Raw genomic sequence first — 825 nt, 5'->3', positions numbered from 1 at the left:
GCGTGGCCGCCGCCGGCCGCGGCCAGCCAGTAGATCGAGCCGCCCTGGAAGTGGTGGTACCAGCCGCCGCCGGCCCCGGTCATCTCGTCGGTCGTCGGGAACTTCAGCACGGAGGTCACCGTGCCCATCGCCTTGTACTTGGCGAGGATGGCGCCCCAGACGTAGTGCGCCCCGGTGGCCGGCGAGTAGTAGATCCGTCCGTTCTGGAACCACTGCACGGCGGTGCCGGCCGCGGTCGCGGTGAGCTCACCGGTGGTGGCGGCGCCGAAGGCCGAGCTCCGGCCGCCCGCGGCGAGGTACTTGGCCCGGATCGCGTTGCGGGTCACCGCCTGCCAAGGGCTCACGAAGCCGTACCCCATGCCCTTGAGCTTGTCGATGATCTGCTGCAGGTTGCCCGGGTCGGTGGACGGGATCGACACGTGCATCACGATGATCGCGCCGGGCACGGTGTACTTGTCGATCCGGCTGCTCACCGTCGCCCAGTCGGCGCCCTTGTAGCCCGTGGTGTCAAAGGTCCAGTCGGCGTTGATGTAGTAGCCGTGCAGGGCCAGATCCCGATTGAGACCCGCGTCGAGGTACCCGGAGCGGTATGGCGCCCGGAACCAGCCCGCCGAGACGATGCCGGCCGCGCGGAACGCCGCCTCGGCCTTGTCGAGCTGCGCCCAGCGTTGCGCCTGGGTCAGCGTCAGAAAGTCCGGGTGGCTGTAGCTGTGGTTGAAGATCTTGTGGCCCTGGGTGGCGACGTTCTTCGCCTCGGCGGGGTTCTGCTGGGCGAACCGCCCGGTCATCCCGAAGCCGCCGGTGATGCCGTTGGCGGCGAACACT

Annotated in this window: 1 protein-coding gene; it reads right to left on the bottom strand. The window is 69.2% G+C overall.

What is annotated here, in order from left to right:
* Positions 1-825: polysaccharide deacetylase family protein (locus ODJ79_RS46625; protein ID WP_263030191.1), on the bottom strand; the 825-nt coding region annotated here is incomplete at both ends.

The organism is Actinoplanes sp. KI2 (assembly GCF_025630775.1).
In the GTDB taxonomy this organism is placed as follows: Bacteria; Actinomycetota; Actinomycetes; order Mycobacteriales; family Micromonosporaceae; genus Actinoplanes.
Note: the sequence above shows the minus strand (reverse complement) of the source record. Positions and strands in the feature narration are given on the sequence as shown.